This is a genomic window from Peribacillus sp. FSL E2-0218 (assembly GCF_037992945.1).
GTDB lineage: Bacteria > Bacillota > Bacilli > Bacillales > DSM-1321 > Peribacillus > Peribacillus simplex_B.
Window position 1 is genome coordinate 3,145,424 of sequence record NZ_CP150304.1, and the last position, 23,345, is coordinate 3,168,768.

Below are 23,345 nucleotides of genomic sequence, written 5' to 3' on the forward strand. Positions count from 1 at the left end.
GAAAAAATAACACCCTGCCAATAAGGCAAGGTGTTATCGTTATTTTTTGATCGGAATTTTCAAAACCTGCCCTTTGGATATTTCATTGCCATTCAGTCCATTCCACTCCTGGATAAGGGCAATGCCTTCCTGGGATTTGTAATAATTCATTGAAATCCGGAACAGGGTTTCCTGTGGTTGAACAGTATGTAGGACAACCTTATATTCATCCTTATCTGGTTTTTCGGCTTGAGCGTTTTGGGCTGCCTTTTTCTTTTCTGCGGCCTCCCGCTTGGCTTTTTCGTCAGCCAATTGCTGAGCCCTTGCCTTTTCTTTCGCTTCCTGCTCGGCTTTGGCCTTATCTTTCGCCTCCTGCTCGGCTTTCGCTTTCTCTTTCGCTTCCTGCTCGGCTTTGGCATTCTCTTCAGCTTTTTTCTTAGCTTGTTCCTCTTCCTTAGCCTGTTGCTTTCGCGCTTCTGCCTCCGCTTTTGCCTTCGCTTCTTCTTTCTCTTTCTTCGCTTCGGCCTTCGACGGTTCTTTTTCATCATTGCCCTTTAAATCCTTTGCAGTGGCTGTAGTCGGAATCGTTTCCTTTGCATCCTCACCATTTTCAAAAACGATTTGGTCAGTTTTCGGATCTTGGACCGGTAATTTCTGAAGATATGAATAAAGGCTGTAAAACCCAATCGGAAGTAAAATGAAAAACAACGCCAATGCCTTGATGATCGGAAACTTGAACTTCACCTTACTTTTTTTCTTTTTATTTTGGTGAGTTTTACTGCGCTTAGGCATTGACTTAGCTTTGTGGCGTTCAACCCGCGAACGAAGTTCACCCGCCTGATCGTTTTCCTTGTCACTCTTTTGCACTCGATTCATTCAAGTCACCCCCCTTCTTGCCTAACTCTTTTTGCTTTTTGTTCCTAATTAAAACACCCAGAATAAAGTCAATCAAAAAATGGGCCATGATCGTCACGATGATATTATCGGTCCATTCATATAAAAAACCGATAAAAAAGCTCAAAACCAATACATTTAAAAATAAGAACCAATTAAACAAGTAACGATAATGGACGGCTGCGAAAATGATGCTCGTCCATAGCAAACCAAAATGGGTTTGCAGCACTCCGCGAAATAATAACTCTTCACTTACCGCAACCACTGATGCAACGACAAATATCATCGAATATGGCAAATGGCTGAAAATGCGTTCGTTGATCCCCCCATCATCCTGATAGGAAGGGGGTGTCACTTTCATCAATATAATATCCAATACCACGACGAGGGCTCCAGCGGGAACACCGATCAGCAAAATGTTAAGGTCATTTAAATTAAATAAGTCGAAAAATGCGGAACGGTCTTCAAATAAAATAATACCTAAAAAAAATGCTAACGTTAAGAGAATAATTTGTGTAAGAAACAAATTTTGGAGCAACTGCTTATCTGTCAGTTGTTTAATTAATTCAGCCTGCTTATTTTTCATTCCCATTTTCCTTTTTTAATAAAATGAAAGCCAGTTCCTCTTTCCATGTGGAATAGGAATGAACCTGATCATGCTTGACATCGGGCCATGCATCAACCATTTTTTGCGCGTCCATTCCACAGTAGTCACAGCATTGCGGGTTTACTATTTGCTGCTTTTCGTCAAAGTAATCCAGTACACCTATGCGCCGGCATTCCTTTGCATGAATCCAATTCAAGAACCTATGCAGCTTTTCTTGATTGGCGGACTTTCGCTTTTGGCAATATTGCTTCATCTCCGCCACTTGGTGTAACGGATTTTCATTGGCTGTCATGAGCTGAGTGAAAAAACGAAGCTGGATTTCGTTCAAGGAATAGGCTTGCGAGAGCTGTTCTTTTTCAGGAAGGGTGCAATGGGACAGCGTCAAGCCTGAAGCGCCCAAGTACGAGCATACCCCTTCAATTTGAACATCGGTCGGCAATTGTTGCTCCATCAAATGCAGCGGAAGTCCTTCATCGCCATCACTATATAATAAAATGGCCACGCTTTGCTTCCGATCCCGCCCTGCTCTGCCTATTTCCTGAAGGTATGCCTCCATTGTCGATGGCATATGAAAATGGATGACATATCTGACATCCGCTTTATTTACTCCCATGCCAAAGGCACTTGTCGCACAGATAACTTTCAACTGACCGGAAATGAATTGCTGCTGAATCAGCATCCTTTGTTCCTGCTCCATCCCGCCGTGATAATAATTGACACTATCTATTCCATTTTCCTGAAAAAAACCAGTGACTGCCTCGGCCACTTTTTTAGATGAAAAATAAATGATTCCACTGCCGCTGAATTTCCTCACTAGCTCCAATGCTCGTAGTTGCTTCTCTTCATAGCTGTGCATACGTTCGAGCAGTATCGTAATATTTTCACGGTCTACGGATGAAACAATTTCCTCTGCCTGCCCGATATTTAGCTTACTTACGATGTCCTGCCTGACTTCATTGGTTGCCGTTGCTGTCAGGGCCAGCGTTAACGGATCGTTCAGCTCCCGCCTCACTTCACCTAATTTCAAATAATCCGGACGGAAATCATAGCCCCATTGCGATATGCAATGCGCCTCATCAATGACGAACAACCCTATTTCGATTGATTTCAAGGACTGAATCACACCGTCAAGGCTGAGCATTTCAGGGGATAAAAAGATAAACCGGTACCTATGTAACCGATCGAATGCCATCCTTTTTTGGTTCAGCGTCAAAAAAGAATTGAGTGTCAAAACGCTTTTTTCACCATTCATTTTCAACTGATCTGCCTGATCCTGCATTAATGATAATAACGGGGAAACAATCAGGACAGTTTTATTCAAAAGATAGGCAGGCAACTGATAGCATAATGATTTACCAGATCCGGTGGGCAGCATCGCCAATGTATGGCGGCCGGCCAACAAAGATTCAATCACTTCTTTTTGCCCCGGTCGGAATTCATCAAAGCCGAATTTATTTTTGAGATAATGTTCCATATTCATCATTGGTCACCCATCTTCGCGAGTATAAGCCTGATCTGGAAAAAGCTTATTTCTTTATTATCGACCATCTGCTTGATTGCCTTTAGCTTTTTTGTGCCAAGTTCCGTGATTGCTGCCGCGATATCACGTTCATCCTCGAGCGACACATAATCGGCTATCGGAAAACTTTTATCCGATAGCACGATTTCGACGAGATGATCTTCAATGGTATTTTGCTTCAGACGGCGTATTTCAGCGATTTCCCCCATGCTTCTTCCTGCCTGCAAGTATTGCAACGTCGTTTGCGTAGATTGGGTCAAATGAGGGTTCCCGCCCCTCTTCCAATCAAATGTCAACGACGCCAAAAGCGGATGATCCGCTCCATCCCCCAATTCAGCAAGCAATTGATGCAACGAGTCAAGAAACATGAACCGCACGTATTCTTCTTCCGCTGCTTTCCTTTTGGCAATCTGTTCAAAAGTCAGGCCAATCCTGTTTACCCCCGTTAATTTGAGGATGAATATATCCTTTTTCAACTCACTTTGCGCTTCCAATAGCGAAACCAGCTCTTCATATAGATGCATCGCAATCAAGCCTCGGTCCTGACGATTCGTATGTAGGAATTCCTTTACGAAATATTGGATCTTAGGGCTTCGCTGTATCGGATAAAAACGTCTTTCATTGTGGACAATATGGGATATGGTTTGAATGAGCAAATTTAACCTGCCCCAGAAGACAGGGGTGATATTTTGATATTTCCAGCCATTCAGATAGGTTGGAAAAGGATTATCGAACAAATATCCGGCTAATGTCTCCTCGCCATGTTCACTAATTTCATAGGCATCCGGTTTATCCGTTGGATCAATCAGGCCATCGTTAAGGAATTGTTCTATGTTTTGATTTAACAGCTGACGGGTAAATACAGGCATCGTCCCAAATATATTCGTTAATCCGAATAAATGGGCATCCTGAATCGTTTGTGACGACTTCTTCCCCTGCAGCATATGGTATATAGCATAAATGGAACGCTCGCCTTGAAATTTTTTTATCGCATATAGAATGATTGCCTGTAGATAATTATTCATGGGACTCACATCCTTATTTCATCGATCCGTAAACCCTATTGTAACAAAAAACAGCAAAAGTCGCCGTTTTTATTGCTTAATATAAGGAAGAAATTGTGACTATATGACGAAACAAGGCAAGAGTAAAATGAAATATTAGAATGTTTTCCATTGACATTCCGCTCTATGATAGTTATTCTCAATACAATTTCTATTGAAAAGTTTGGCATTGGGTCTTACAATAAGAAAGAGATAATAATCTGGATAAAAAGATTATCAGTTGTTAAACAACTTAGGAGGGGTTATATTCATGGCTAAATTTACGATTGTGGATAAGGAAACATGCATTGCATGCGGGGCTTGCGGAGCGGCAGCGCCGGATATATATGATTATGATGACGAAGGGATTGCTTTTGTTACCCTTGACGATAACGAGGGAATCGTGGAAATCCCGGATGTACTTATAGATGACATGATGGACGCATTCGAAGGATGTCCAACCGATTCCATTAAAGTTGCCGACGAGGCCTTTGACGGAGACGCACTGAAATTCGAATAAAGGTACAAGCCATTTTCAGACGAGAATGGCTTTTTTTATTTGCACCGCTTCCCCTTTTGGGAAAGCAAAAAAAAAAACGGATATCTCTGTGGTTTCAGTTTGTAGACAAAAGGGGTTCGGAATTTAAAAATTCCGAGCCCCTTTTGAAATTCCCTTTGAATTTTCTCCTATAGTTAAAAGATTGGGGCTCTACGAGCCCACTATGTTAGGCCATTTTTGGACCTTGTCATGTCCAATTGGTCATCTTCTTTACATTCATGGCAGCGAAAGTAAGCATCGCCTGCATGGACAATTTTTCAAGTCCCCTTAAAGTAGTCCAACGCATACCATGCTTTTCTTTTGCATCTGCGAATACACGATCAATCGTTTCACGCAAGGAAGGAATACCGAAGGTATATTGAATGAAAGTCAGTTTCAATAATATAACGGGATTAATACTTGGGCGTCCTACCTCTGAATACATATCTTTCACCAAGTCATAAATGAAAGTGAAGTCCAATGCAGCCTCAATTTTATGAACCAACTGGTTCGGTCGCACCAGTTGATCTAACGTAATCATCAAGTTGATCTCGCAGAATAGAATCATTTTTAGAAAGCAACCTCATCACCTCAAGTTTTAATCCTTCTATTTTAGTACAAATTTAGTACAAAAATGACTCTAGGCAAAAGTGTTCTAACTAAAAGGTAAAACAAAGTTGGTTGGAACGGAAGGTGCGAGACTCCTGCGGGAAGTGCGAGTCACGGGAGACACCGGAGGCTGAAAGCCGAGGAGGCTCCCGGACCGCCCGCGGAAAGCGAGTGCCTGGAGAGGAAACCAACGGCCACATTGTATAACTCATAAAAATAGACAAACTCGATTCTTATCGAGTTTGTCTATTGTCTACAGTCTGAAACCGGATATCTCTATCCGTTTTTTTTATCGTCAATGCCCTTAAGCATTTTTATATATGGTTTGCTTATTGATCCATGTCTGCAATTTAATGAACAGCAACATGAATACAGAGGTGATAAGTAAGCCCTTGATCACATTGAAAGGCAGGATTGCAGCCGTTACGAGCTTCCTTGATTCCGTTGCCGACATGGCATCCCATCCCATAAAGAAGGTGTACGCCGGTAAAAAAACGAAATAGTTCAGGACACTCATGACTACCGCCATGGAAATGGTGCCCGCAAGCAATGCGAACGTCATTCCTTTTTTCGAATTGAGTTTCTTGAACACATAGTAAGTGGGCAAAACGAATAGGATGCCTGCTAAAAAGTTAGCGATGTGCCCTATTGGTACAACTGTCAGCGTGCCTGTCATGATTAAATCCAAGAGGTTTTTAATGAATTCAACCAATATTCCAGCGACCGGGCCAAAAATCAAGGCAGCCATCAATGCGGGAATATCACTAAAATCAACATTTAGAAATGACGGGAATCCCGGAAATGGGAAATTCAAAAGCATCAATAAATATGAAATGCTCCCCATCATGGCCAGTGTGACCGTTTTTTTCACTTTGTTCTTTTTCATAGTTCTCTCTCCTTCTTTTCCGATCTACCTGAAAAAGAGGTTTGGGTTCCATCAACATGCTGATGTGCAATAAAAAACCCTCTAATTCCGATTGAATTAAAGGGATTAATTAAAGGTTACATCAAACAAACGTTCAGCAAATGATTGTTGAAACGCAATCAGGAACCTCCATCTTCTCCCATCCAGACTATACTGTCGGCTTTGGAATTGCACCAAATCCTGCCCCGAAAGGCTCGCGGGCTTAGAAGAAGCTTTTTCTTCATCACCGCCGGTGGGGAATTGCACCCCGCCCCGAAGATAGACCTATAAAATTTTTTGTTTCCTTCCGTTACCGAAAGGATTAAGTGGCTTTACATCGGTATTTTATGCGTATGGGGGATTTTATGTGTTTTTCAACAATCCCTTGAGAACTCGTTTTTCCTGCCAAGTTTCCCTACCCATAGCCTACCGTTTTAATTCCACCTAATTTACTTGAGTTTAACATGTAATTGAAAAAATGCAAGAAATAAATTCCTGATTTCATCCGCTTTTTCATTCAATTCAACCCAATTTACTTAATTTGCAACCCACGTTTATTACTTTAAACGGGAATTGGCTAAGGGCCCATATACCTGCCTTCATCCTCACTTAATCTCCTTGAATTTCTTTGGTTCCAGCAAAAGTTCTTTCGAACCAATTTCGCAGTGGGGAGTTGCCTTTGCAATTCGTTGATTTCCATTGCAAGCATTCTCTTTAGCGGGGCATTCAAACTTAATGGATGCAATTCTTTTTGCTTATATAGTTTTCTATGTTAAAACCGATGATATGGCGTACGCGTACGCAAGCTGCCAACCTAAGAGCTAACACAATTAATGATCCCAAATTGACATCCTCCATCGTTAAATTGTAAAATTAACTGAAATTTAAGATAATTATCCACTAGGAAGGTGTGTAGTCATGTATCGAATTTTAGTAGCAGATGCTATCCAACAAGAAGGACTCGGTCCGCTATCAGGGGCATCCAATATTTTTCTCATTCAAAAGACGGTAGAGGAAGCAGCAAACGAACTTGAACAGATTGATGCTATCCTTGTAAGAAGCGCAACGCAGGTCTCGGTAGATTTAATGAACAGGATGCCTCATTTAAAAATCATCGCCCGCGCAGGTGTAGGCGTCGATAACATTGACATCCCCGCTGCAACGAAGCGCGGAATCTTAGTGGTTAATGCGCCTGACGGCAATACCATTTCTACAGCTGAACATACTTTTGCCATGATGGCTTCACTTATGCGCCACATCCCTCAGGCAAACGCCTCACTGAAGGATGGGGAGTGGAAGCGTTCTTCCTACACAGGTACGGAACTCCGCGGCAAAACATTGGGCATTGTTGGATTTGGACGTATTGGAGGCGAAATTGCCAAGCGCGCTAAAGTGTTTGGCATGGATGTCATTGTATATGATCCATTCCTGACCGCTGATCGTGCCAAGAAAATGTCCGTAACATCCTTGCCCTTGAATGAATTGCTTCCTAAAGCAGATATCATTACTGTACATACTCCACTAACCGCTGAAACGAGGGGGTTAATCAATAAAGAAAAATTGAACACTTGTAAAAAAGGCGTTTATGTATTGAATTGTGCCCGCGGCGGAATTCTCGACGAAGATGATTTATACGAAATGATCGTTAAAGGTCATGTAGCCGGCGCTGCGCTGGATGTTTTCGTCGAAGAGCCCCCGCTTGGCCATAAACTGCTCGAACTTGATCGTGTCATTGCCACGCCTCATCTGGGTGCATCCACGAAGGAAGCCCAATTGAATGTGGCCGTACAGGTCGCACAGGAAGTATTGACCTATTTCGAGGGAAATCCAGTCTCTAGTTCCATCAACCTTCCAGCCATTTCCAAAGAAGTGTTTGAGAGGGTCCAACCCTTCTATCAACTCGTCCAGCAAATGGGATCGATTGCTTCACAGTGCATGAAAGAAGGAATTCAAGAAATTTCGGTAACCTACGCAGGAGAATCACTCGACTTTGATACCGCGATTCTGACAAAAAGTTTAATTTCAGGTTTCTTCAAATCTAGAGTTGACGCATCGGTCAATGAGGTGAATGCCCTGCTGGTCGCAAAAGAGCGCGGCATCACAGTCGGGGAAAAAATCTCCACGGACCCCTTAGGATATGCGAACTTGATCAGCCTGAAGGTCAAGGGGGATAACCGGGAATTAACGATCAGCGGTACGTATATCGAAAATTACGGATCACGGATCGTGAATTTGAATGGTTTCAAAATCGACTTTCATCCGGAACCACATTTACTGTATATCCAGCATACAGATAAACCTGGAGTAATCGGAAACGTAGGGAAGATCCTAGGAGATCACGAGGTGAACATCGCCACGATGCAGGTAGGCCGTAAAGAAGCTGGAGGGGAGGCCATCATGGTATTAAGCTTTGATGCCCCGCTCGAGGATGATCTCAAACAAGTCTTGATGGAAACAAAAGAGATCACCTTTATGGCCCGCATATCCTTATAAAAAAAGCAAAAGCGCCCGCAACATGGGCGCTTTTGCTTTTGTCCTGATAGAAAATAGCCTTCGTCTCAATTCATTTGGTTAGGTGCCCTCGGCACTGTTATCTCGCCTGTTAAATCCAGATGCCCCACTTTTTCGATCGAAGCATTTTCGAACTTCACTGTTTCATAGCCAAAATCCTTTGCAATGAAAAGGATTGCTTCTATGGCTTGAAGATTCCGCTCACTATTTTCCATAATCATATTTTCTGCTAAATGAATGGTCACATGACTTCCTTTAGACTTAATCCGTTCCCATTCCAGGTCTTTTGGGATGGCAGGTGATATTCCTTTTAATTCGGACTGCCTTTTTCCCGCTTGCAGCGCTGCGGCAAACTCCTGATAGTGGACAGAGCTTGGGACGAGCAGCTTTGGAGAGGATTGATTTTTTTGGTAAAGGTGGTAAGTTCGGCGTTTATGTTCGGGTATATCAAGCTTCTTTAAGAAACCTGCATGCAAAAACCTCGCCCCTTGCTTACCATCTGTAGCAAAAGTCATCTTCGTTATATTATTATAGGAAAGGGTCTCTTCCATGGAAGAGAGAAAAAGTTCATCCTCATCCAATAGTGGACTACCTTCTCGAAAATCAAGGTGAGCAGTCTTCCTATCGCTGCCTTCACTAATCGTTACATCAAGCGGAAAATAGTCAGATAAACCATATCGCTCTTCATCGACCTTGGACATTTGCTTGACCATCCGGTTCAGTGTATCCGATTCGTCAAAGGATCTAAGCTTGAAGGAAACAGGGACGATGACATTCATTTGATCATCAGGAATGCCCAGCGTAATGACCGAGACATTTTTCAGGTCATTCTCGTAAATCGCATGTGCAAACGTTTTTTCCTGACTTTCATTAAAAGGTTCGATATCCAATTCCTCGTCTTTAGCTTCCATTTCGGCATGGTTGCCCGAAAGCGTTTGGTTTTCCTGGATATCTCCCGAGCTGCTTTCTTTCGATTTAGCTCCATAATCTGCTGATTCCTTACTTTCAGTAACGGATAACTTCCGGCTGCCGTCACTTTTTTCCGGACCCACTCCCCCATCTTTTCCAGTCATCAATGCTGACGCCACAACAATCATCAGGAATAGGGAGGCAACGCCAGCCAATAGATGTAATGAGCGTTTCTTTTTCTTTTTATCATATATTCCCGCCATTACTTCTGCCTTGGTTCTGTCATCCTTCATTTTTGGAAGCTCGCGTAGCATGTCTTCAATTTCTTTTTCGTTCCAACGGGATTTTCTCAATGCCGCGCGCCTCCTTCCCTGATAAATCTTCCATCAGCTTTTTGATTACCTTGATGGCACGGTGCTGGGTCGTTTTTACCTTACTTTCACTCCAGTTCAATATCTCAGCGGTTTCCGTTATCGACATCCCCTGTATATAGCGAAGAATGATGACGGACCTTTGATTTGTGGTGCATCGGTTCAAGCATTGATAAAGGGCTTGGATATCATCATTCAAGATTGCCACTTCTTCAGGAATCGGCTGGGTATCCTCAATCGATTGCCGATCCCAATCAAAGTTGGCAAAAATTTTATCCTTCCATCCTTTTTGCTTACGGAAATGATCAATCGTCACATTTCTTGCGATGGAATACATCCAGGTTTTTTCACTGCTTTTACCTTCGAATCGTTCATAGGCCTTCATGATGCGGATATAGACCTCTTGTACAAGATCCTCGGCCGTTTCTCGATTTTTAGTCATATAATAAATGAATTGATAGATTTCATGATGATATTTTTCATAAAGATCGTGGAAAACGGAATTCATCATTTCCCCACATCCGTTCATAAATATAGTCGTCAAACTTGAATGAAAAGTTACATAAACCCGCTTCATTCTTATTATAACTTTGAACCAATTTCCACATATCCGGCATTTTTTCTTGGATCACGCCTGAGAAAAAAAACAAAGGCAGGTTGGAATTTCGTCCACATGCCTTTGTTTTTCACCGTTTCTCATGAAACAAGATTTTCTGGCAAACTCTCCGTTAATCATTCAGTATTTTCCATGATTCGAGGCAGGATAAAACTGAATGTTGTCCCTTTATCCGGTAAACTGTTCACCGAAATGTAGCCATCATGGGCATTGATGATATTTTTTGCGATTGCCAATCCCAATCCCGTGCCTGACCGGCCGCGGGTCCTTGCTTTATCCGCTTTGTAAAATCTTTCGAATACAAAAGGCAAATCCTCTTCTGGAATACCCGATCCGGAATCCCTAACATCTATGACCAGCCCTCTTCGATCACTGGTCCTTTGAATGACATCAATATTACCTCCTGAAGGAGTATGGCGGATCGCATTATCAATCAAGTTCGTCAAGACTTGTTCAATACGATCCGGATCGAAGTGCCATTCAATATCACTGTCTTGGAGGTTCGTGGATATGGAGATTCCCTTTTCCTTGGCCAGCACGGAAAACTTGCTGGTAATCCTTTTCAAGTAAGAAGAAATGGGAACACGCTCGTAGCTAAGATTCATTTTTCCCGATTCCAATTTAGCCAGGTCGAGTAAATCATTGACTAAACGTCCCATCCTCAAGGACTCATCATAAATGATGCGGGCCATTTCCATCTTTTCCTCTTCGCTGCTGGCTATGTCATCAACGATCGCTTCACTATATCCTTGCAACATGGAAATCGGCGTTCTCAGCTCATGGGAAACATTTGCAATGAAATCGGTTCTCAGTTTATCCATCCGCCTTTCATCACTCATATCGCGGATGATGGCCACAGCACCCCTGATATTGTCGGGATTGGTATATAGGGGACTGACAATCAAGCCCCAGTCACGGCCCTGCAACGTAATTTCCCCGACCTGCTCCTTATCCAGAGACTCGGATTCATCAAACAAGTTCATCAGCACCAACGGGACATTCACATTATCTTCCCGATTATAGCCCTTCTCGAAGTACCAGGATTGCAGGAACCTTTCGGCTGGCGGATTGGTCTCAAGGATCGTACCATCTTTATTGAAGGTGATGACCCCATCTGCCATACTGCTTAGAATGCTTGAAAGGTGCTCCTTTTCCTGGCTGAGCGCATTCATATTGAATTTCAGCTGCTTTCTCATCTGATTGAACGCTATCGCCAGCTCGCCGATTTCATCTTGTGTCAGGATCGGAACCTTTGTATCAAATTTCCCTCGTGCGATGGCCAGTGCAGCTTCCCTCATCTTCACCAATGGAGCATTTATTCTGGTAGATAAAAAGAAGGCAAAAAACGTCGTCAAAATAATGGCGATCCCGGCGGCCAATAAAATGAACTGTGTCGTCGATTTAGTCGTTTCTTCCATGGACTCCAACGATTGAAATAGGAATACTTCGTCCTGTTCGCCATTCAACTCCAGCGGCACGCCTACAACGATTGCAGATAATTCCTGATCCTTATCGTCGGAGAGCGCCATTTCCTTTTTCACGGTCTTCCTTTCCGTAAAAACTTTAAGCAATTCGGAGTCCGCCTTGATGGATTGCGGCGTTATTTCAACCTCGTTGTCACCAATGGATGAGAACACCATTTTATCATCGTTCAAAATGATCATTTTCGTTTCATTGCCTATCAGCTCCGAAGCTATTTGCAAAACATCCGCATGAGACCCTTGATGGTCATTTGTCACCTTGATGATTTGTTCAGCCGTCTTCGTCAAGTCGTTTTCGATATTTTCAATTTGGAAATTCTCAAAGAATTCGACGAGCAGGACGGTCAAAACGATCAATACAAAGGACACAAGCAATAGGATCGTCGCCCACAGCTTCCCTACAACACTGCCCCATAGCATCAGTCATTAATGACTTCGAACTTGTAACCGACACCCCAAACCGTAACAATCATCTTGGCTGCATTTTCCGATATTCGGTTTAGTTTTTCACGTAAGCGTTTTACGTGTGTGTCGACAGTTCGAAGATCTCCAAAGAATTCATAGTGCCACACTTCTTTTAACAACTGCTCCCGATCGAAAACTTTATCAGGGGATTTGGCCAGGAAATATAATAATTCATATTCCTTAGGAGTTAAAGAAACCTCTTTGTCATCGGCAAGCACCCTATGGGCATCATTATCTATGGTTAAATGGGAAAAAACGATCACATCTTTTGCCGTCGTTTCCGTCTGAACGTAACTCGTGCTTGAAGAACGGCGCAATAAAGCTTTGACCCTTAACACGACTTCACGGGGACTGAACGGTTTCACGATATAATCATCGGTCCCCACTTCAAACCCTTGTACCCGGTTCACTTCTTCCCCTTTAGCAGTCAGCATGATGATCGGCGTCGTCTTCTTTTCCCTCAGCTCTCGGCAAACTTCGATTCCATCCTTACCGGGCATCATAATATCCAATAAAATCAAATCATAGTCATTTTCGAGGGCTTTCGTTAATGCTACATCACCATTTTCCGCTTCATCGATTATGTATTCCTCTCTTTCCAAATACATCTTTAATAATCGGCGAATTCTTTCCTCATCATCCACCACGAGAATTTTAATCGCATTATACATTATGTAATCAGCCTCCTATCCTATATTCTACAAAATGAATACTTCGATGACTAATATTATTTCCATCCAAAGTATGATAAAACGGCGATTCCGCTTCACTACCACGGACATTTCACCATTTTGTCACATTAATCGGCTGTATGCATGGTTCGAGAAATGGTCATGCACTTCACCGCGTGATCCTTTTTTATTGGGCGCTATAGAAAAAGGGATCATTCTCTAGAAAATTCGATCATCCATCTTCTCGAATTTCTATCAAAAGACCCCCTTCAGCTACATATTACAATACAGAATCATGCGTATGAATGCAAACCGGCAATTACCAGATTAACGAATATCAAATTGAATATCATGATGGCGAAACCAATGACGGCAAGCCAAGCTGATTTTTCCCCTTGCCATCCTTTTGACATGCGCAGATGCAAGAATGCTGCATAAAACAACCAGGTTATAAGCGCCCAGACCTCTTTTGGATCCCAACCCCAGAACCTTGTCCATGCCACTTGTGCCCAAATCATGGCAAAAACGAGGGCACCGAGTGTAAAGATTGGAAAACCGATAAGGACCGAACGGTAACTGATCTCGTCCAACAGGCTCAAATTCACATTTTTAACGATTGGCTTTATCAAGGCCGCTACCCTTCTGCGAGTTATCAATCTTATCAGACCGTAAAGAACGATCCCGGCTCCTGTAGACCAAATGACTGTATTCAGTTTTTTGGCATTGATGATCGCAGGCATGCTTACAAGCGGCTCAAGCCGATCCTGCTCGATCAGTTTCCCTTCATGGGGCCCCACTAACGCAGGCAGGTTGAATTCCTGCTTGTCCGCTGCACCCTTTTTATCGATCCAATCGAAATTCGCTTTGTAATCCGTTGCTGCAAAGGTAGAAGTGATGATGACAAAACCGATGGTGCTGACTAACGTGAACATGATGACCTCAAGCCAGAACGTTCTTTTACTGGCATGTGTTTGATCGACGAATTTAACTAAATAGATGATGGCTGCCACGAAGCTGATCGCAAGTATCGACTGTCCCGCTGCTGCAGTCGTAACATGAATATGAAGCCAATCACTCTGCAATGCAGGGATGAGCGGTGATATTTCGGTCGGGAACATACTGGCATAGGCAATGATCAATAACGCAATCGGTAAAGCGAATAACCCAAGTGCGGGTGTTTTATAAAGGAAGTAAATTAATATGAATGCACCGACCAGCATCATTCCGAAAAAGGTCGTGAATTCGAACAGATTACTTACAGGGGCATGGCCCGCAGCAATCCATCGAGTGATGAAATAGCCAATTTGCGCAGCGAAACCAAGAATGGTGACGGAAATGGCAAGCATAGCCCATTTATTTTGTTTCTTTTCCTCCGCTCCCCGTTTATCCTTTATCGCCCCCCCAAACAAGAAAGTGGCGAGTAAGTATAGTATGAAAGCTGCATATAAAAAGTTACTGCTCATTTCAGCCATTTAAAACTTCCCCCTTAGTAGAAGATTTCTCCTCTTCAAGTTGATCTGTTGGTTCAGAAAGAGATGTCGATTCTATCGCTTTTTTGATATCTCTTTTAATGCCGTGCCAGTTTTTGTTCGTATGGCCGGCCATTACTATCTCATCCTGCTTCCTTTTGATCCAGATACGGCGGTGATTCCAATACGAGCCTTGGACCACACCCACCATGAAGATGATTCCCCCAGTGAAAAGAATCCAGAGCGTTAAATCCTTCCGAACGGTCAAGGCCGTGACATCTTGTGTTTCCACACCGTTGAAAGCCATTTTGTACGTGTTTTCACCTAATGGCTCGGCAGTCTCTTTAATCGCCACGAAACTGACTTCCCCCTCAGGCTTATCCGGTGTATGCATTTTAAAGATAAATGCTGGATTATTCGGAATCTTCGATATCGTCCTCGGTTCGCCTTTTTCATCAAACTCGAAATCAGGGAAGTAACTGATCAGATCTACGGAATAGCCCTCATTCAACTCGTATTTCTTTTGCGGATCATTCAAATCGATCTTCACACTGCCAAATTTCTCTTCCGTTTTTTTGTTGATCAAATTAAAAGACATCGTACTGAGCTCATCCAGCTTATAATCTACTTGATAGAGGGAGTAATGATCATGTTTCAGAGGTTCATTGACTTTGATTTTATACTCTTTAATCTTTTCAAGGCCGACTTTCTCCCCTGGTAAAGCATCCCCCTTGCGTCCATAGAGCGTAACATCGGATTGATAGGTTTTGGCTATCGTACCGGTCTTATCGATGGCGGCGCTGTATTGCTCGTCCTCTTTGTTGCCTTTATCATAAACCTCTAAGGTGAATTCGTTATTCTGGAGATAGTATTCGCCATTCGTGCCAGGAATCTCTTTTCTCTCTCCTTCCCTGAGCCAAACGACTTTATCGATATACATGCCCGGGACGGAACGCAGTAAGGCACCCATTAAAAAAATGATAAGTCCGATATGATTAACATAGGGTCCCCACCGTGAAAACCTGTTCTTTTCGGCAAGTATATGGCCGTTCTCCTCACGAATATGATAACGCTGCCTTTTCAGTTCAGCCTTTACTTTATCCAGATCGATATCCTGATCATCAAGCTTTGTTACCCCATATATCCTCTGCCGCTTCATGAACCCGTCATGCCGGGTGACCCCTTGTTTTTTTAATGAACGATATAAAGGAAAGAAACGATCGATACTGGCAACCAGCAGTGATATGCCCAGCATGCCGATTATGAGCAAATACCACCATGAACTATACAAATTATGAAATCCAAGCTCATAATACAACTTTCCGAACCAGCCGTATTCCAGTTCATAATGCTCTGCCGGCGTAGCCGTAGAAGGAATATACATTTCCTGCGGTAAAATCGTACCGATGGCTGAAGCGATCAAGGCAATGACGATGAGCGACACCCCCACCTTGACGGATGAAAAAAAGTTCCATATTTTATCAATGATCGTTTTCTTGTAGGTTTGCGAACGCCTCGCACTTCCTTCATAGCGCATATCGATAAGCTTATTTTCTTTTTCACTGCTAAGCACCATGCCGCACTTTCCACAAATCTCCGTGCCAAACGGATTTACATGACCACAATCGCATTTTACTTCTTTCATGTCAAAAACTCCCCAGTATTATGGTTTGATTCTCTCCATATGCTTTTGGATGCTCTCTTCTGTCAAAGCTCCGGTAATGATATCTATCACTTGTCCCTCTTTATCAATCAAAAAAGTAACGGGTAATATATCCACGCGATAAGCATTTTCCACTTCCCTGCCTTGATCGATCATGACTGGAAAGGTAAGATCATGCTTTGTGATGAAATTATCGACAGCATAATCGGATTCCCCGACGTTGACCGCCAATACCTCCACACCCTGGTCTTTATAGTTTTGATATTGATGCTCCATATACGGCATTTCATATTCACACGGCTTACAATATGTACCCCAAAAATTCAGGAAAACACCTTTCCCTTTATAATCGGACAGTTTATGTTCTTTGCCTTCCATATCGGTCAAAACGAAATTGGGGGCATCTGATCCTTTTCTAAGACTTTCATTCTTATCTTTAGTGAAGTTCGTATAAAGGGCAAACACTAAAGCTGCACCTAACAACAGAAGAATGATGGTTCTGCTTATTAAGCGTCGCTTCTTTTTTTCCATAGAAATCCTCCTAAGGCAACACTAAATTTAACCCTACCATTATACCATTTAACACCATGTCATTTTTTTGCATTTCCGAAGGTTTTGTGACATTCATTACCGTAGCATGAAAGAAAAGGTATTTACAGGTTGTTTTCCACCACCCCTTCTTCACAGGGAAAAATGGGGTAGTGGTTTCAACCTATTAATACAAGTAAAATCTTGCTTACATCCTTCTTTGTTTAGGGTCGGTCGATGCCATGGTGCGCATCAATTTGACCTCATGCGGAGTCAACTCCCGGGAATCTCCAGCGGTTAAGCCGTCCAAGGTCAAAAATCCGTATTGTTCCCGCTTCAATTTAATCACGGGATGGCCGATCGCTTCGAACATGCGGCGCACCTGTCTGTTCCTGCCTTCATGTATCGTGATTTCAACGATGGCCGTTTCCTTTTTCTTGTCGGTCGACAATACCCTGGTTTTGGCTGGAGCTGTCTTGCCATCTTCCAGCTTGATGCCTTTTTCTAGCTTTTTCAAGCTCTCACGAAGAGGCATCCCCTTCACTTTTGCCACATACACTTTATCCACTTCATGCTTGGGATGCATCAATGTGTTTGCAAATTCTCCATCATTGGTCAAAACAAGCAAACCTGAAGTGTCGTAATCCAACCGGCCAACCGGATAAATCCTTTCATTGATGTAAGGGAAATAGTCCGTTACGACCTTTCTATTCTTATCATCCGAAACGGCCGAGATGACGCCGCGCGGTTTATAGAAGAGGAAATAAACAGGAGCTTCTTTTTCAAGCGGGACTTCATTGACCTCGACCTTATCATTGGGACCCACCTTCACACCCAATTCCTTCACTATTTTGCCGTTCACTTTTACCTTACCTTCCAGAATCAACTCTTCTGCTTTACGGCGGGAAGCCAGTCCAGCATGTGCTATCACCTTTTGTAATCGTTCCATCTATCTTCACCTCATAGTTTAATCATTGGTTTGTTATTGTCTACAAATACACAATCATACAATTATTACATATGGAGTGACAAAAACAAAAGGTTTTTCGCGATAATGAACTTTTCTTTTCATATTGCACCAATAATGGGACAGTTAAATGGGTTGGTTTCCATAATGAGTGTAACATAGCTTTTTTTTCCATACAAAAAAATATTCCTTTTTGAGAGGAGTTTGAACTCATAAAAAAAACCAGGCCCGCACTAGGGGGTCATTTAACCGAAAAAAGACAAAAAAAAAGAAATGGGACGCCCATTTCCTTGATCTTTAATTCATTCCGAAAACGAGTGTAACGACGATGACGGCGGCGATGATTCCGATTAAATCCGCCAAGAGGCCGACCTTCAGGGCGTCGCCCATTTTTTTGATGCCGACTGCTCCAAAGTAAACGGTCAATACATAGAAGGTGGTGTCCGTGCTTCCCTGAATGGTGGCTGCTAGGCGGCCAACAAATGAATCCGGCCCATAAACCGAAATCAGGTCACTGGTCATGCCCAATGCAGCCGTACCCGATATGGGCCTGATTATCGCAAGAGGTAACACCTCTGACGGAAAATGCAAAAGCGCAAGCAAGGGGTTTACTAATTGGACAAAGTAATCCAAAGCACCAGATGCCCTAAACACCGAAATTGCCACTAACATCCCCACCAAGAAAGGAATGAGGGAAAAGGACATGTTAATTCCTTCTTTCCCCCCCTCGACGAAGGTTTCATAGGTCGGGACTCTTTTCAGTGTACCGTACAGCAATACGGAGAGAATCAAAAGCGGTATCATCCAAATCGAAATGGTGGTCATCCAATGCAACATTCTATTCCCTCCCGTTCTTTTTTCTCCTGTAATAGAAATATCGATCGATCGCAATTCCTCCGATGGCAGAAATGGCCGTGGCTATTATGGTCGGAAAAACGATGTCGGTTGGTGAATGGGAATCGTAATTCATGCGGATTGCGATGACTGTCGTTGGAATCAACGTTACGCTTGATGTATTGATCGCCAAAAAAGTAACCATCGACCGGCTGACGGTCGCTTTACCGCCATTTAATTTTTTCAGCTGCTCCATGGCTTTTATCCCAAGGGGAGTAGCGGCATTCCCTAGACCGAATGTATTGGCCATCATATTCGAGAGAATATACCCCATGGCAGGATGATTGGGCGGGACTTCAGGAAATAACCATCGCATGAATGGCTTGAACAAGGTGGATAGCTTATCAAGCAGTCCCGATTCCTCGGCAATCTTCATCAAACCAAGCCAAAAAACAAGGATGCTCATCAGGCCCAAACAGAGGGTGACCGCTTCCTTCGCGCTGACAAAAAGGGCTTCATTCACCTGATCCATCGTCCCATTGATCATGCCAAATACAATCCCTATGACGAACATTCCACCCCAGATGTAATTAACCATTGCGTTCTATTCCCAACACCGCTTCGAACATCTCAGCCCAAGATGATTGGAATGATTGCTGCTTGAAGCTCTCTTTTGATTCCCCATAAAAAATCGAGCGCGTACCTATTTTCTTTCCATCAAGATAAATGGAAGCCCTGCCGACCACTTCCGGAATTTTCCGTTTGTCCTCCCAAGCCTTCTTCGGCTTCAGCAATTTCATTTTTACCTTGATCAGGTCGCTTTCTTCCTTTGTCAGTGGGTACGTGAAATCGTTCTTAATGTATACATGTCCTTTATACGTTTTATTTTTCAAGTCCTTTACCGGGCCTTGCGGCAAGATTTCCGTCCGCTTGTACTCCTTAAAAGCGGATTCATACATTTGAATATGATCATTCCAATCATCGGGTCCATTCAATGTCACCGCAATCAAGTCATGACCATTTTTTGTTGCCGTCGTGACCAAGGTGCGTTTTGCCAGTTTCGTATAGCCGGTTTTGCCGCCTGTGCAATACTCATATAATTGTGTAAGAAGGCGGTTCTTGTTCTTCCATACATAATCCCATTGTTCAGTTGAATTGGGGGCCCTATGCACCTTCGTGCCGGCAATCTTTGCATACGTGTCATTTCGCATGGCATAACGAGTCAATATGGCCATGTCATAAGCAGTCGAATAATGGTTTTTCGTATTATCAAGTCCATGTGGATTTGAAAAGTGTGTATTTTTCATGCCAATCTCTTCCGCCTTTTGATTCATCATCCAGACGAACCCATCCAGGCTCCCGCCAACTTTTTCGCTGATTGCAACGGCTGCATCATTTCCTGAACGCAGCATCAGCCCATAAACCAAATCTTCAAGCTTGATCTTTTCTCCTTCTTTTAAATAAAGGGAAGAACCCTCCGTCCCGAAAGCATTGCTGCTTACCTTTACTTTTTCATCCATTTCTCCGGATTCGATGGCGAGAATCGCCGTCATGATTTTTGTGATGCTTGCTATGCGATTCTTCTCATGAGCATTCACTTCATAAATGACCCTCCCGCTTTCCTCATCCATAAGGATCGCACTATGGGCGCTGACGGCTACATTTGCTTTCGCGCTTTGTACAGGTGCCATGAAAGACAACAGGAGAATGACGATACATAAACTCGATAACCCTTTATATGGAAAACGCATGAGTGCCCCCTCGTCTCTTTACTTGTTTTTGTACAAGTTTATGCAGGGGGACAAGTGTTATGATTAAAAAGAATTGAAAGTGGCTGTATAACTCCTACAGGCATACAAAAAAAACGATAGGAGCCCCCATCGTTTTTTTTGTATGCGTTGGACTGCTTTAGGACATGGCAAGGTCCAAAACTGGCCTAACAAAGAGGACTCGTAGAGCCCTGATCTTTAAAATTCAGGCGAACATTCAAAGAGAATTTCAAAAGGGGGACGGAATGTTACATTCCGTCCCCCTTTTATCTACGAACTGAAACGATAGGAGCCCCTATCGAATTATTTTTCTATTATACTAATAATGCAGCGATTTCATCGATTTTCTTGGCACCGAATACGACTTCTTCATCATTGATGATCATAGCCGGAACGCTCATGACTTTATATTTCTTTTTAATTTCCTGGAAATTACTGATATCGACCATTTCCGCTTCAACATTAGGGTTTTCGATTGCAATGCGCTGTGCACCGACCACAACATCCGGACAATAATGACACGCCAATGAAACCATAACCTTAATGTTCGCTTTTTTACTGATTCCTTTAATCGAATTCAATACCGTTGAATCCAAAGCCTGACCAGGACCAGCCAAGTTATAGATGGCCAAGATGAACGAATTCAATTCGTGCCCGCCTGGTACACCGTGGTATTTGACCCCGCTGTATTCACCGCTCGCATTCAGGAGGGAAACGACAGGGAATTTATCAGCATTGATTTTTTCCTCAATTTCCTTATTCTCGCCCTTCGAGAACAACTCAAGATGAAGCTTGTCACCTAGTTCGGCAACATCCAGTAAGAAGTCACGCAATTCCACTGACTTTGGCAAACTTTCATCCACGATGGATACCAATGTAACGTCGCTCTCCATCTTGCCGAAGATTCCCTTCAATTGGCCGCGCAATGCATCACTTAATAATGCGCTCTTCCCAGCCGGGACGGCAGCTTGTTCCTTCTTCGCCGGTTTTTCCACCTCAGGCTCATCCTTGATGCCTAAGCGATCTTTTTCCTCGGCGATATATTTGCCAGCATCCGTTGCCGCAATCGCACCGTCAGATACGGCCGTGATTATCTGGCGCAGGGATTTTGGCCTTAAGTCACCAGCCGCATATACCCCATTCACAGTCGTCTTCATATCATCATCCGTAAGAATGTAACCTGCATGGTCCATTTCGATATGACCGCGGAAGATTTCCGTTTTCGGCTCATATCCTATGAATACAAATACTCCGAATGTATTATCTTCTTCTTTCGCCATATATTCAAATTCCACTTTGGTCTTATTATTGATGAAGCGGGCACTTTGAATCATCCCGTCTCCATATACACCAAGGATTTCCGTATTGAATTTCACTTCAATCTTATCATTTGCCATTACTTTATCCACGATCGACGGGGCACAAGTGAAGCTTGATTCCCGGGCAATTATGGTAACTTTCGTAGCAAAGCGGGTCAGGAAGATGGCCTCTTCGGCAGCTGCATATCCAGCACCGATAACGAAAACCTCCAGCCCATCAAAGAATTCACCATCACACGTTGAGCAATAAGCTACGCCGCGTCCTGTAAATTCCTCTTCACCCGGAAATCCAAGTGTTCTCGGTGAAGCACCTGTTGCGATGATGATCGCGCGGGCATGGTAGTCTCCGCCAAGGGTTTTAACGACTTTTACCTCCCCGGAGAAATCGACGCCCGTAACGTCGGCTTTTGCGAATTCCACGCCAAAGTCTTCATTTTGAAGCTTCATTTCTTCCACTAACCTCGGGCCGGAAATATGGCGGATACCAGGATAGTTGGCTATTTCCGATGTAGTTGCAGCTTGTCCGCCCCCGGTCCCTTTTTCAAGAATGATGGTCTTCAATTTGGCTCTCCCTGCATAAACGCCAGCTGAGAGGCCTGCAGGGCCGCCGCCAATAATCAATAAATCATATATGTTTTTCATTTTTGTGCTCCTTGCTGTAAATTAATTTCGCGTCCATCCGATTATATTGAAAAACAAAAGGCACTTATTTTAGGTAAGTGCCTTTTGCTTTAATGCTGTTTCGTCCCGTTAAAAATTAAAGTTTTCCTACTAGGTCTAAGCTCGGTTCTAATGTATCTTCACCTGGAGTCCATTTAGCAGGGCACACTTTATCTCCATGTTCAGCTACGAATTGTGCAGCTTGCACTTTTCTGACAAGCTCTTCTGCATTACGGCCGATTCCTAGGTCATTGATTTCGTATGCTTTGATTTGTCCTTCTGGGTTGACGATGAAAGTCCCGCGCAGTGCCAGACCGTCTTCTTCAATCAATACACCGAATTGACGGGATAATACGTTTGCTGGGTCAGCTAACATTGGGTATTGGATTTTACCGATTGTATCTGTAGCGTCAGCCCATCCTTTATGGCTGAAATGAGTATCTGTGGAAACGGAGTATACTTCACAACCGATTTCCTTGAATGTTTCATAGTTATCTTGAAGGTCAGCTAATTCTGTTGGACATACGAATGAGAAGTCAGCTGGGTAGAAAAAGAATACAGCCCATTTCCCTTTAACATCTTCAAGTGTAACCTCTTTGAATTCTCCTGCATGGTAAGCTTGTACTTTAAAATCTTCAACTTGTTTGTTAATCAATGACATATTGAATTCCTCCAATGGCTTTTTTTTATCTGCTCCTATTTATAATAATTATTAAATAGAAATTAGTCAATAAATATCCCTTAATAATTTTCATGTTCACAAATTAGTCACAGTTTATATATTGATATACATTTATTGAGTTTATTTACCCAGCGTACATAAAACTGGCTCATTTTATACATTCTCAATACTATCTCAAGGTAATATCGAAACTCAAACTCATTATTTTGAAAGTTGCCACTGCCTCCTTTTCAAACTAATATACTTTCCCAAATGAGAATCAATAGACCCACCAATCAAATGAACCGGCCAGGTCATTCTTTTATAACCTTCCCATTTTCCCCATAAATGATTCGAA

At 43.0% G+C, this 23,345-nt stretch carries 20 protein-coding genes, 2 pseudogenes and 1 riboswitch; of the genes and pseudogenes, 2 read left to right on the top strand and 20 right to left on the bottom strand.

Going from position 1 to position 23,345, the window contains the following annotated elements; translation table 11 throughout:
- Nucleotides 1–39 precede the first annotated feature (39 nt).
- The 4 genes from MHI53_RS15085 to MHI53_RS15100 are packed head-to-tail and all read right to left on the bottom strand — an operon-like array spanning nucleotide 40 to nucleotide 4,024.
- Complete coding sequence (locus tag MHI53_RS15085; RefSeq protein ID WP_340371666.1) at nucleotides 40–855, bottom strand: LysM peptidoglycan-binding domain-containing protein; 816 nt, start codon at nucleotides 853–855, stop codon at nucleotides 40–42.
- Nucleotides 833–1,459 (bottom strand): type II CAAX endopeptidase family protein, encoded by a 627-nt coding sequence (locus tag MHI53_RS15090; RefSeq protein ID WP_340371667.1) that lies wholly within the window; start codon nucleotides 1,457–1,459, stop codon nucleotides 833–835. The genes MHI53_RS15085 and MHI53_RS15090 overlap by 23 nt, the downstream gene beginning before the upstream one ends.
- Complete coding sequence (locus MHI53_RS15095; RefSeq protein ID WP_081092577.1) at nucleotides 1,449–2,960, bottom strand: ATP-dependent DNA helicase RecQ; 1,512 nt, start codon at nucleotides 2,958–2,960, stop codon at nucleotides 1,449–1,451. The genes MHI53_RS15090 and MHI53_RS15095 overlap by 11 nt, the downstream gene beginning before the upstream one ends.
- The gene (locus MHI53_RS15100) at nucleotides 2,960–4,024 is read right to left on the bottom strand and encodes a helix-turn-helix domain-containing protein (protein WP_340371668.1); all 1,065 of its coding nucleotides are present in this window, start codon (nucleotides 4,022–4,024) and stop codon (nucleotides 2,960–2,962) included. Before MHI53_RS15100 ends, MHI53_RS15095 begins: the two co-directional genes overlap by 1 nt.
- 289 nt (nucleotides 4,025–4,313) lie before the next feature.
- On the opposite strand from MHI53_RS15100, the gene MHI53_RS15105 reads away from it, so the two are divergent.
- A complete protein-coding gene (locus MHI53_RS15105; protein ID WP_034308087.1) occupies nucleotides 4,314–4,562 on the top strand; it encodes a ferredoxin in 249 nt (82 codons plus the stop codon).
- 226 nt (nucleotides 4,563–4,788) lie between these two features.
- Here the strand turns inward: MHI53_RS15105 and MHI53_RS15110 are convergent.
- The 3 genes and pseudogenes from MHI53_RS15110 to MHI53_RS15120 all read right to left on the bottom strand — a co-directional run.
- Nucleotides 4,789–4,935, bottom strand: a pseudogene (locus MHI53_RS15110) (transposase); the annotation flags it as partial.
- Nucleotides 4,924–5,161, bottom strand: a pseudogene (locus MHI53_RS15115) (transposase); the annotation flags it as partial. The pseudogenes MHI53_RS15115 and MHI53_RS15110, both read right to left, overlap by 12 nt.
- A gap of 332 nt (nucleotides 5,162–5,493) precedes the next feature.
- Nucleotides 5,494–6,075 carry an ECF transporter S component gene (locus MHI53_RS15120; protein WP_340371669.1) on the bottom strand — a complete coding sequence of 194 codons (582 nt, stop codon included), beginning with the start codon at nucleotides 6,073–6,075 and terminating at the stop codon, nucleotides 5,494–5,496.
- 166 nt (nucleotides 6,076–6,241) lie between these two features.
- Nucleotides 6,242–6,378: riboswitch (FMN riboswitch) on the bottom strand.
- Between the two features lie 633 nt (nucleotides 6,379–7,011).
- On the opposite strand from MHI53_RS15120, the gene serA reads away from it, so the two are divergent.
- Nucleotides 7,012–8,586, top strand: a complete 1,575-nt coding sequence (gene serA / locus MHI53_RS15125; RefSeq protein WP_340371670.1) for a phosphoglycerate dehydrogenase — start codon at nucleotides 7,012–7,014, stop codon at nucleotides 8,584–8,586.
- Between the two features lie 65 nt (nucleotides 8,587–8,651).
- Here the strand turns inward: serA and MHI53_RS15130 are convergent, their stop codons facing one another.
- The 13 genes from MHI53_RS15130 to ahpC all read right to left on the bottom strand — a co-directional run bounded on the left by MHI53_RS15130 (nucleotide 8,652) and on the right by ahpC (nucleotide 22,987).
- Nucleotides 8,652–9,866: a hypothetical protein gene (locus tag MHI53_RS15130; RefSeq protein WP_340371671.1), complete on the bottom strand. Its 1,215-nt coding sequence runs from the start codon at nucleotides 9,864–9,866 to the stop codon at nucleotides 8,652–8,654.
- Nucleotides 9,832–10,392, bottom strand: a complete 561-nt coding sequence (gene sigX / locus MHI53_RS15135) for an RNA polymerase sigma factor SigX (protein WP_340373696.1) — start codon at nucleotides 10,390–10,392, stop codon at nucleotides 9,832–9,834. Before sigX ends, MHI53_RS15130 begins: the two co-directional genes overlap by 35 nt.
- A 224-nt stretch (nucleotides 10,393–10,616) precedes the next feature.
- The gene (locus MHI53_RS15140; RefSeq protein WP_061144322.1) at nucleotides 10,617–12,404 is read right to left on the bottom strand and encodes an ATP-binding protein; all 1,788 of its coding nucleotides are present in this window, start codon (nucleotides 12,402–12,404) and stop codon (nucleotides 10,617–10,619) included.
- A complete protein-coding gene (locus MHI53_RS15145) occupies nucleotides 12,401–13,117 on the bottom strand; it encodes a response regulator transcription factor (protein WP_064463121.1) in 717 nt (238 codons plus the stop codon). The genes MHI53_RS15140 and MHI53_RS15145 overlap by 4 nt, the downstream gene beginning before the upstream one ends.
- 293 nt (nucleotides 13,118–13,410) lie before the next feature.
- The gene (ccsB, locus tag MHI53_RS15150) at nucleotides 13,411–14,589 is read right to left on the bottom strand and encodes a c-type cytochrome biogenesis protein CcsB (protein WP_061144324.1); all 1,179 of its coding nucleotides are present in this window, start codon (nucleotides 14,587–14,589) and stop codon (nucleotides 13,411–13,413) included.
- Nucleotides 14,582–16,231 (bottom strand): cytochrome c biogenesis protein ResB, encoded by a 1,650-nt coding sequence (locus tag MHI53_RS15155; RefSeq protein ID WP_340371672.1) that lies wholly within the window; start codon nucleotides 16,229–16,231, stop codon nucleotides 14,582–14,584. Before MHI53_RS15155 ends, ccsB begins: the two co-directional genes overlap by 8 nt.
- 18 nt (nucleotides 16,232–16,249) lie before the next feature.
- A complete protein-coding gene (gene resA / locus MHI53_RS15160) occupies nucleotides 16,250–16,780 on the bottom strand; it encodes a thiol-disulfide oxidoreductase ResA (protein WP_061144326.1) in 531 nt (176 codons plus the stop codon).
- Nucleotides 16,781–16,985: 205 nt separating this feature from the next.
- Nucleotides 16,986–17,726 carry a 23S rRNA pseudouridine(2605) synthase RluB gene (rluB, locus tag MHI53_RS15165; protein WP_061144327.1) on the bottom strand — a complete coding sequence of 247 codons (741 nt, stop codon included), beginning with the start codon at nucleotides 17,724–17,726 and terminating at the stop codon, nucleotides 16,986–16,988.
- Nucleotides 17,727–18,041: 315 nt separating this feature from the next.
- Nucleotides 18,042–18,578 (bottom strand): spore maturation protein, encoded by a 537-nt coding sequence (locus MHI53_RS15170; RefSeq protein ID WP_155645593.1) that lies wholly within the window; start codon nucleotides 18,576–18,578, stop codon nucleotides 18,042–18,044.
- A 4-nt stretch (nucleotides 18,579–18,582) separates the two neighbouring features.
- The gene (locus MHI53_RS15175; protein ID WP_061144328.1) at nucleotides 18,583–19,176 is read right to left on the bottom strand and encodes a nucleoside recognition domain-containing protein; all 594 of its coding nucleotides are present in this window, start codon (nucleotides 19,174–19,176) and stop codon (nucleotides 18,583–18,585) included.
- Nucleotides 19,169–20,329, bottom strand: coding sequence for a D-alanyl-D-alanine carboxypeptidase family protein (locus MHI53_RS15180; protein ID WP_061144329.1), 1,161 nt, complete (start codon nucleotides 20,327–20,329; stop codon nucleotides 19,169–19,171). The genes MHI53_RS15175 and MHI53_RS15180 overlap by 8 nt, the downstream gene beginning before the upstream one ends.
- Nucleotides 20,330–20,661: 332 nt before the next feature.
- Nucleotides 20,662–22,308, bottom strand: a complete 1,647-nt coding sequence (locus tag MHI53_RS15185) for an FAD-dependent oxidoreductase (RefSeq protein ID WP_061144330.1) — start codon at nucleotides 22,306–22,308, stop codon at nucleotides 20,662–20,664.
- Between the two features lie 115 nt (nucleotides 22,309–22,423).
- On the bottom strand, nucleotides 22,424–22,987 hold the full coding sequence (ahpC, locus tag MHI53_RS15190) for an alkyl hydroperoxide reductase subunit C (protein WP_061144331.1): 564 nt from the start codon (nucleotides 22,985–22,987) through the stop codon (nucleotides 22,424–22,426).
- Nucleotides 22,988–23,345: the final 358 nt, after the last annotated feature.

Coding starts and splice junctions, on each gene's coding strand:
- MHI53_RS15085 (WP_340371666.1), bottom strand. CDS start 855: ATGAATCGAGTGCAAAAGAGTGACAAGGAAAACGATCAGGCGGGTGAA.
- MHI53_RS15090 (WP_340371667.1), bottom strand. CDS start 1,459: ATGAAAAATAAGCAGGCTGAATTAATTAAACAACTGACAGATAAGCAG.
- MHI53_RS15095 (WP_081092577.1), bottom strand. CDS start 2,960: ATGAATATGGAACATTATCTCAAAAATAAATTCGGCTTTGATGAATTC.
- MHI53_RS15100 (WP_340371668.1), bottom strand. CDS start 4,024: ATGAATAATTATCTACAGGCAATCATTCTATATGCGATAAAAAAATTT.
- MHI53_RS15105 (WP_034308087.1), top strand. CDS start 4,314: ATGGCTAAATTTACGATTGTGGATAAGGAAACATGCATTGCATGCGGG.
- MHI53_RS15120 (WP_340371669.1), bottom strand. CDS start 6,075: ATGAAAAAGAACAAAGTGAAAAAAACGGTCACACTGGCCATGATGGGG.
- serA (WP_340371670.1), top strand. CDS start 7,012: ATGTATCGAATTTTAGTAGCAGATGCTATCCAACAAGAAGGACTCGGT.
- sigX (WP_340373696.1), bottom strand. CDS start 10,392: ATGAATTCCGTTTTCCACGATCTTTATGAAAAATATCATCATGAAATC.
- MHI53_RS15145 (WP_064463121.1), bottom strand. CDS start 13,117: ATGTATAATGCGATTAAAATTCTCGTGGTGGATGATGAGGAAAGAATT.
- ccsB (WP_061144324.1), bottom strand. CDS start 14,589: ATGGCTGAAATGAGCAGTAACTTTTTATATGCAGCTTTCATACTATAC.
- MHI53_RS15155 (WP_340371672.1), bottom strand. CDS start 16,231: ATGAAAGAAGTAAAATGCGATTGTGGTCATGTAAATCCGTTTGGCACG.
- resA (WP_061144326.1), bottom strand. CDS start 16,780: ATGGAAAAAAAGAAGCGACGCTTAATAAGCAGAACCATCATTCTTCTG.
- rluB (WP_061144327.1), bottom strand. CDS start 17,726: ATGGAACGATTACAAAAGGTGATAGCACATGCTGGACTGGCTTCCCGC.
- MHI53_RS15175 (WP_061144328.1), bottom strand. CDS start 19,176: ATGGTTAATTACATCTGGGGTGGAATGTTCGTCATAGGGATTGTATTT.
- MHI53_RS15180 (WP_061144329.1), bottom strand. CDS start 20,329: ATGCGTTTTCCATATAAAGGGTTATCGAGTTTATGTATCGTCATTCTC.
- MHI53_RS15185 (WP_061144330.1), bottom strand. CDS start 22,308: ATGAAAAACATATATGATTTATTGATTATTGGCGGCGGCCCTGCAGGC.
- ahpC (WP_061144331.1), bottom strand. CDS start 22,987: ATGTCATTGATTAACAAACAAGTTGAAGATTTTAAAGTACAAGCTTAC.